The 6,585-nt window shown below is 43.5% G+C and carries 8 protein-coding genes and 1 pseudogene; 3 read left to right on the plus strand and 6 right to left on the minus strand.

From position 1 onward, the window contains the following. Window positions 1-5: 5 nt before the first annotated feature. Complete coding sequence (locus AOQ32_RS04965) at window positions 6-1,310, plus strand: nucleobase:cation symporter-2 family protein (RefSeq protein ID WP_059393869.1); 1,305 nt, start codon at window positions 6-8, stop codon at window positions 1,308-1,310. Window positions 1,311-1,571: 261 nt separating this feature from the next. On the opposite strand, the gene AOQ32_RS04970 is transcribed toward AOQ32_RS04965, so the two are convergent. Continuing rightward, complete coding sequence (locus AOQ32_RS04970; protein ID WP_059393870.1) at window positions 1,572-2,324, minus strand: CPBP family intramembrane glutamic endopeptidase; 753 nt, start codon at window positions 2,322-2,324, stop codon at window positions 1,572-1,574. A gap of 141 nt (window positions 2,325-2,465) precedes the next feature. Here AOQ32_RS04970 and AOQ32_RS04975 point away from each other — a divergent pair, with 141 nt between their 5' ends. Beyond that, window positions 2,466-3,047: a xanthine phosphoribosyltransferase gene (locus AOQ32_RS04975; protein ID WP_059393871.1), complete on the plus strand. Its 582-nt coding sequence runs from the start codon at window positions 2,466-2,468 to the stop codon at window positions 3,045-3,047. 71 nt (window positions 3,048-3,118) lie between these two features. On the opposite strand, the pseudogene AOQ32_RS04980 reads toward AOQ32_RS04975, so the two are convergent. From AOQ32_RS04980 to AOQ32_RS05000, 5 genes and pseudogenes are all read right to left on the minus strand, one after another. Continuing rightward, a pseudogene (locus AOQ32_RS04980) lies at window positions 3,119-3,286 on the minus strand (type II toxin-antitoxin system YafQ family toxin); the annotation flags it as partial. Between the two features lie 220 nt (window positions 3,287-3,506). Continuing rightward, complete coding sequence (locus AOQ32_RS04985) at window positions 3,507-3,995, minus strand: DUF805 domain-containing protein (RefSeq protein ID WP_158531867.1); 489 nt, start codon at window positions 3,993-3,995, stop codon at window positions 3,507-3,509. Between the two features lie 123 nt (window positions 3,996-4,118). After that, window positions 4,119-4,619, minus strand: a complete 501-nt coding sequence (locus AOQ32_RS04990) for a DUF805 domain-containing protein (protein WP_059393873.1) — start codon at window positions 4,617-4,619, stop codon at window positions 4,119-4,121. A 171-nt stretch (window positions 4,620-4,790) separates the two neighbouring features. Beyond that, a complete protein-coding gene (locus AOQ32_RS04995) occupies window positions 4,791-5,249 on the minus strand; it encodes a DUF805 domain-containing protein (RefSeq protein ID WP_158531868.1) in 459 nt (152 codons plus the stop codon). A 133-nt stretch (window positions 5,250-5,382) separates the two neighbouring features. After that, complete coding sequence (locus AOQ32_RS05000; RefSeq protein ID WP_059393875.1) at window positions 5,383-5,841, minus strand: DUF805 domain-containing protein; 459 nt, start codon at window positions 5,839-5,841, stop codon at window positions 5,383-5,385. An 82-nt stretch (window positions 5,842-5,923) separates the two neighbouring features. Here AOQ32_RS05000 and AOQ32_RS08670 point away from each other — a divergent pair, with 82 nt between their 5' ends. Then, window positions 5,924-6,214, plus strand: coding sequence for a hypothetical protein (locus tag AOQ32_RS08670; RefSeq protein WP_158531869.1), 291 nt, complete (start codon window positions 5,924-5,926; stop codon window positions 6,212-6,214). Window positions 6,215-6,585: the final 371 nt, after the last annotated feature.

Consider the following 6,585-nt stretch of genomic DNA (forward strand, 5'->3'; position numbering starts at 1 on the left):
ATCTCATGGAAACACCCAACCACCCCCTTCCAAAGTTTCAGGCCCTACTCTTAGGGTTGCAACACGTGCTGGCTATGTACGCTGGTTCCATTTTGGTACCACTGTTGATTGGAACAGCCCTGCACTTCAATAGTACGCAACTGGCTTACTTGATTTCAGTTGATATTTTCTGTACTGGTTTGGCAACGCTCTTCCAATTGAAGCAAACGCCAATCACTGGTATCGCTTTGCCCGTTGTTTTGGGCTCATCAATCCAAGCAGTTTCACCATTGATTAACATTGGCTCAAGCCTTGGCTGGGGCGCAATGTACGGTGCTACAATCGTGGCTGGTCTTTTCGTCATTTTGATTGCTGGGACCTTTGCTCGTTTGCGCGCCTTCTTCCCACCGGTTGTTACTGGCTCATTGATTACTGTTATTGGTTTGAGCTTGATCCCAATCGCCCTCCAAAACTGGGGTGGCGGCAGCTTAACAGCCAAGTCGTTTGGTGAATGGCAGAACCTCGTAATTGGTTTTGTAACCATCGTTTTGACGTTATTGTTGATGAAGTTCGCCAAGGGCTTCTTGAAGGCCATCGCCGTCTTGATGGGGATTATTTTAGGAACCCTCTTCGCAGCCGCCCTTGGTCGCGTGTCATTGAAGCCAGTTGCTGACGCTGCTTGGTTCCACCTTCCCCAACCATTCTTCTTGGGAACACCAACTTTCTCATGGTCTGCTTCATTGACGATGATCATCATTGTCTTGACTGCCATGGTCGAAGCCACTGGCGTTTACTTTGCCTTGGCTGATTTGACTGGTAAGAAATTAGAACAAAAGGACTTGGCCCGTGGTTACCGTGCCGAAGGTTTGGCCGTTGTCCTTTCTGGAATTTTCAATACCTTCCCTTACTCAACCTTCTCACAAAATGTGGCCGTTGTTCGCCTTTCAGGTGTGAAGACTAAGCAACCCATTTACTATGCCGCTTGCTTGCTCTTGGTTTTGGGACTTTTGCCAAAGTTTGGTTCCTTGGCAACCATCATCCCTTCAGCCGTCTTGGGTGGCGCCATGATGGTCATGTTCTCAACGATTGCCATCCAAGGTTTGCAAATTCTTGGTAAGGTCGACTTAAACAAGGAAGGCAACCTCTTGACTGCCGGCTTGTCAATCGGCGCTGGTTTGGGCATTAGCTCAGTGCCAACCCTCTTGGCTCACTTGCCAGAGCAATTGCAAATGGTGATGACCAACGGTGTTGTCATGACGACCGTTGTTGCCGTGATCCTGAACTTGCTCTTGAACGGCTGGCCAAAGGCTGATCAAGACGTTAACGCTTAAGTTCATCCAGCTAAAAAATCTGCTGTTCTCCCAGCTGCAAAATCAGTTTCGCTGATGATCGACCTGGGTAAAAGAACAACAGATTTTTTTATTTCTCCACACGGATTTGGCAAGCGATCCACCTACTGGTTTAACTGCCGGTCCATCTACTCTTTAACCGGCCGTCCAACTGTTGCTTATGCTTAACCGTCGCGCCACCTACTCTTTACCCCACTAAAAAAGGCCTGCGGGTAAGCAGGCCTAATTTAATAGAAGATAAAATCAGTGTTGGAGCAAGGTGATAATCGAGATGACTTGAATCCAGCCATTGTGGAAAACGTGCATGATAATCGAAGATGATAACTTGTCCGTTTTCTTGTATACGTAAGCCAGCGAGAATCCGATGATTGCATACGGTGGTAGGTCCAAGAGCGATACCCAAGTATAAGAACTTAGGTGATAAAGGCCGAAGGACAAGGCTGACAGTACAACAACCAGCCAAGGGAACTTCACCGATTTGAAATAACGGAAGAAGAGTCCGCGGAACAGGATTTCTTCCATCACCGGTCCTAAGAAGACAATAATCAACGAAAACATGACCAATGAATAGTGGCCACCGGCCTGCATGATGTTATCAATGGCCGACTGGTTTTCCGTTGTCCCGTGGGTCAACTTATAAAAGAACAAAATTTCAATTTCGTTCCAAATCACCATCCCCGACCAACCTAACAGGTAGGCCACAATAATGGTTCCAAATTCTGATTTGGTTGGCCAGGCAATTTTCTTCAAAGAAAAAGATAACTTAGTCTTATTATCTTTAATGGCCTGCAGACCAAAGCGCACAAAGCAATACGCCAAACCAAGGCCAAGTACCAACAGCCCATAACGGTGCTGACCGGAAAAATAAACTGAACCCTGGATAAAGACCATCGCCGCATATTCAAGGGCGAAGAAACCCAAAAAGGCGGCCAGATTTAATAGAAAGGTTTTGGTAAGCCTCATCCACTTGATGAGCTTGTCTTGCTGATTTGGCATCGACATAATCCTCGTTTCATTAGTTTTTAATGTACCATATCTCTTACTGAATGCCAACTTTTGCCCTTGTAGCAAGCTTTTACCCTTGGTAAAATATTAATTAGATTGCCGCTTGTAAGCGGTCTTGATAAAGGAGTCCTCATGAAGGAATTAGAAGCACGAATTAAAGAAGACGGCCGCGTCTTAGGCGCTGACATTTTGAAGGTTGATTCCTTTTTAAACCATCAAATTGATCCGAAGTTGATGCAGGCTATGGGTACCGAATTTGCCCGTCTCTTCAAGGACCAGGGCATCACTAAAGTGATTACGGTTGAAGCCTCTGGTATCGCCCCAGCCGTGATGGCCGGATTGAGTCTTGATGTGCCCGTTGTCTTTGCCCGCAAGTCCAAGTCCCGCATTCTCTCAGACGATGCCTATACCGCGGACGTCTACTCATACACAAAGCAAAGCACCAACCAAATCAGAATCGATAAGCGCTTCTTATCGGCCGATGACAAGGTCTTGCTAATTGACGACTTCCTCGCCAACGGCCAGGCTTTGCTCGGTATGAAAGCCTTAGCCGATGATGCGGGTGCTACAATCGTTGGCGCCGGCATTGTGATTGAAAAGTCATTCCAGCCTGGTCGCCAAGCGGCCATCGAAGCCGGCTTAACAAACATCCACTCTTTGGCTAAGATTGCTGCCTTTGAAGACGGCCAAGTCGTTTTTGACGAAGCGGACTAAGTTTCACTTCAGTTCAACACAATTCAAAAAGGCCCCTGATTTCGAATGGAAATTAGGGGCCTTACTGTTATCTATTTTGTCAAAACTTCATGCGGTCCGGTCGCGACTAACAGTAAAATCAATTCGTCATTATCTAGCTGATAGACCACAATCCAGCCGTCATACTGTTTTCCATCACTGCCATATCTGGCTGGATGAAATTCCCGATAACCTTGCCATTTTCCTTTTAAGGTATGGTTTTAATGCGCTTTAGCTCGTTCACTAATTTCCGGAGTCACACGAGTCGAAACTGTTTTATTTTTAATAGTTGCATGACTCACTGACGCTCCTCCTTTGTTTACGAACGTATTACACATGTCATTATAACTACGATTATTCAGCCTAGCAAAGACTACTGCAAGAGGACAAATTATCTATAAAACAAATAAAACCATTGACCGGTTGACGGCCAATGGCTTTTTAGATTTTATTAAAAGTCCCCGTCGGCAAAATTTTAATCAAAAAATCCGCCAATATCAACACCAGTAAAACTGGAATTAGCCACAAAGGCATGGTGATATTTGTTTCATAAACCTTCGTTTCATAATAGTAAACGGCCATGGCTAAGCAAATTGCTACAGGCTCAATAATAAAAGCCCAGGGCGTCAAACCCGTATCGCGGTAGCGGCGGTAAGAAATCGACAGAAATGGAATGAAATTGAGCATCAAAAAGACTGTCAGCAAAAAAGTTACAAAAATCAATGTTACTAATACAACCCAGTAGGCCTTCGAATTATCGGCAACGGAAACAACTGTTCTGACCAAATTATCTAGTAAGTACAAGATCAACCAATAACCTAAGAGGCTAATCACGGTGTTAATCAAAAACACTGACCAATACTCCGAGCGAGAAGTCTGACCCTTGAAATGGAAATAGTCTTCCCAATATTGTTTATATATTTGTATCATCCTTCTCACCCCCTCTCCGGATAAATCAGCCTCCGACATTATACCATCAAGAAGCATTCTAAAAAAGTATTTTGTCCGCTTTAACACTAAAAAACAGCCCAACCGGGCTGCTTTGCACACAAATCAAGAACGGTGCCGACCGAAAGCATCGGTTGGTGTTAAGTTAATCACCAATAGGACAATTTCAACAATGACCCAAAGAATCATGAGCCAGAGAGAATTTGATGTACCGCTGCCATTAGCAGCGTGATAGGCATCGCTTAGTAAAGCTACTAGCGAAGCCCATGGCAAGAGATAAGCTAAAACGACCAGAATAAACCACCAACCACTTAAGCCAGTATCAATAATCCGGCGACTTTGCAAAGACAAATTGGGAATAATTGTTAGCAATTGATACAAAACAATAAAAACAACCGTAAAACCAGCCAAGCCAGTCGCTGCTTGCTCCTGATTGCCATTATTAAAGGCAGACCCCAGTGCAGAAACGACTGAACCGCTACTAATCATTGTTACCAAAATACCAATTAAAACGTTAGCCAGGACAACCCACCAAAAATCAGACCGGGTTGACCGACCAGAAAAACAGAAATACTTCTTCCAATAATCCTTGTAAGCAGATAACATTTATATCTCCCATTTTACTTTTCTCTCAATCGTTCTTATCTTACCACGCTTCTTAAATCAGAACTACTAAAAAATGACTGATTTTTAAAGCTTTAGTATCATAAGTCAACTTGCCTCAAAAAAATTATTGTCATATAAAAAAGCCCGACCAACGGCCAGGCATCAAAGAAATTAACGTTTATGTGAAAAGCGATTAGTTCCGGCTAAGTTAATGACCAGAAGAACTAGTTCCACAACAGCCAAAGCTAAAAGCACGAGGCCATTTTGAAAAATGGCATAAGCAATGACTAATAACCAAGCCACAACAGGAAGAGCAAACCAACGGGCGCTCAGTCCGGTATCCAAGATACGGCGGTACTGCAATGACAGGTTGGGAATAATGGTTGCTAAACCGTAAAATAGCGAAATAATCAAAGCCAACGCTGCTATCCCAACAACACCTAAACCAATGCCGGAAACATCATTGTGTAGCAGTTGTTGCGCCAATCCCCAAATGGATCCGCCTGTTAGCAAAAGGACCACAACCGTCAAGAGGATGTTGTCAAAGACCACTAACCAAAAATCAGCTAGACAAGCTCGACCAGAAAAGTCCAAATACTTCCGCCAATAATTTTTATATGCTTGTACCATAATCATTTGCTATCCGACCTTTCGAACTCTCTATTGCTCATTGTAGCACCAGCGTCGCCGAATGTTTAGCACAAACCAAAAAAGGACCCACTTTCGTGGGTCCTTTCCTGCAACTAACTTTTGTACGCTGAACTTATTTTTCTTTCTTGAAGGCATCTGTCTTAGACACGCTGATGACAAAAACAGCTAAGTTTAAGAAGAAAACAGCAGCTGTGATTGCGTTGTTTTGTGCCGCAGCACTAACTGACAAGAACTTGCCAATCACAACTAAGAGGAACCACCATGGACTAAGACCTGTATCCACGATTCGTCGGTACTGCAGTGATAATCTGGGAATGAAGGTTGCCAATTCATAAAAGAGAGCCAATAAAAGCAAAACGATTAATAGGCCTAACATTGGCGTATCGGCTTGCGTGAAACGCCCATGGTCGACATACTTCATAATTGGCCCAACAGCAACACCAGCAAAGACCGCTATCCAAAGTAACCAAATAATGGTATTGGCCAAAGTAAACCACCAATAGTCAGCTCGCGTTGTTCGACCGTTAAAGTTAACGTAATTCTGCCAGAACTTTTTGTACGCTTTAAACATTTTTTCTCCTTATCGCGTTACTGAAGTTAAAACCGCTCTGACCATTTTAGCATAAGACTTGGTACGATGACCAACGGGCTTGGTGGAGCCTGAAAAGAGAAAAGTTCAAATAGCAGTAAACCGTGACATACATGATACCTTTTCCGAAAATGATGAATGGGCTGAGGAACTGTTTTCGTTTAAGGCACTGTCGGCAACACCGCAAATGCCGATGGTTCGTTCTCGGGGATGCGATTATTTTGACATAGTAAACCTGATTCAAACGGGTCTGTTGAGTTTCATTAACACAATAATAATTAAACTGATTTATTACGCCTATTTGAACCATTCGAGCGCCTGTGTTTTGGCGCTGTTGCATTTTGATGGATTGTGATGTTGCCGCATTGCCATTGTTCATAGCAGTTAACCTCCTTTTGTACTAGGTTAGTGACATGGAGCTGCACTCGAAAGTTATCCGTGTGCCGCCCAAAAAAAGAATCGGTTAAGTGCTTGAAAACATACTTGATGCAAATGACCACCAATCGAATCAAGCCACTCATGTTCTACCTCCTTTCGTTTCGATACTTCATTTATAAGGTAAAAGCCAAAAATTCGCTAGCACCAATTTTCATTTTTTGAATATGCAGTCAGTTAATTGTCATAATTCAAACCAAGTAAAACCAATTGGTTCTAAAAGTCCAATCAATTTGGCATAAACGGCATGCTCTACCAGCCAAATTTCACTAAAAAATCAGCAAAAAAGGG

Origin of the sequence: Fructobacillus tropaeoli (assembly GCF_001047135.2) — a bacterium.
Classification (GTDB): domain Bacteria; phylum Bacillota; class Bacilli; order Lactobacillales; family Lactobacillaceae; genus Fructobacillus; species Fructobacillus tropaeoli.

Excerpts from the sequence above, each read along its gene's own strand:
- AOQ32_RS04965 (WP_059393869.1), top strand. The coding sequence starts at position 6 with ATGGAAACACCCAACCACCCCCTTCCAAAGTTTCAGGCCCTACTCTTA.
- AOQ32_RS04970 (WP_059393870.1), bottom strand. The coding sequence starts at position 2,324 with ATGCCAAATCAGCAAGACAAGCTCATCAAGTGGATGAGGCTTACCAAA.
- AOQ32_RS04975 (WP_059393871.1), top strand. The coding sequence starts at position 2,466 with ATGAAGGAATTAGAAGCACGAATTAAAGAAGACGGCCGCGTCTTAGGC.
- AOQ32_RS04985 (WP_158531867.1), bottom strand. The coding sequence starts at position 3,995 with ATGATACAAATATATAAACAATATTGGGAAGACTATTTCCATTTCAAG.
- AOQ32_RS04990 (WP_059393873.1), bottom strand. The coding sequence starts at position 4,619 with ATGTTATCTGCTTACAAGGATTATTGGAAGAAGTATTTCTGTTTTTCT.
- AOQ32_RS04995 (WP_158531868.1), bottom strand. The coding sequence starts at position 5,249 with ATGGTACAAGCATATAAAAATTATTGGCGGAAGTATTTGGACTTTTCT.
- AOQ32_RS05000 (WP_059393875.1), bottom strand. The coding sequence starts at position 5,841 with ATGTTTAAAGCGTACAAAAAGTTCTGGCAGAATTACGTTAACTTTAAC.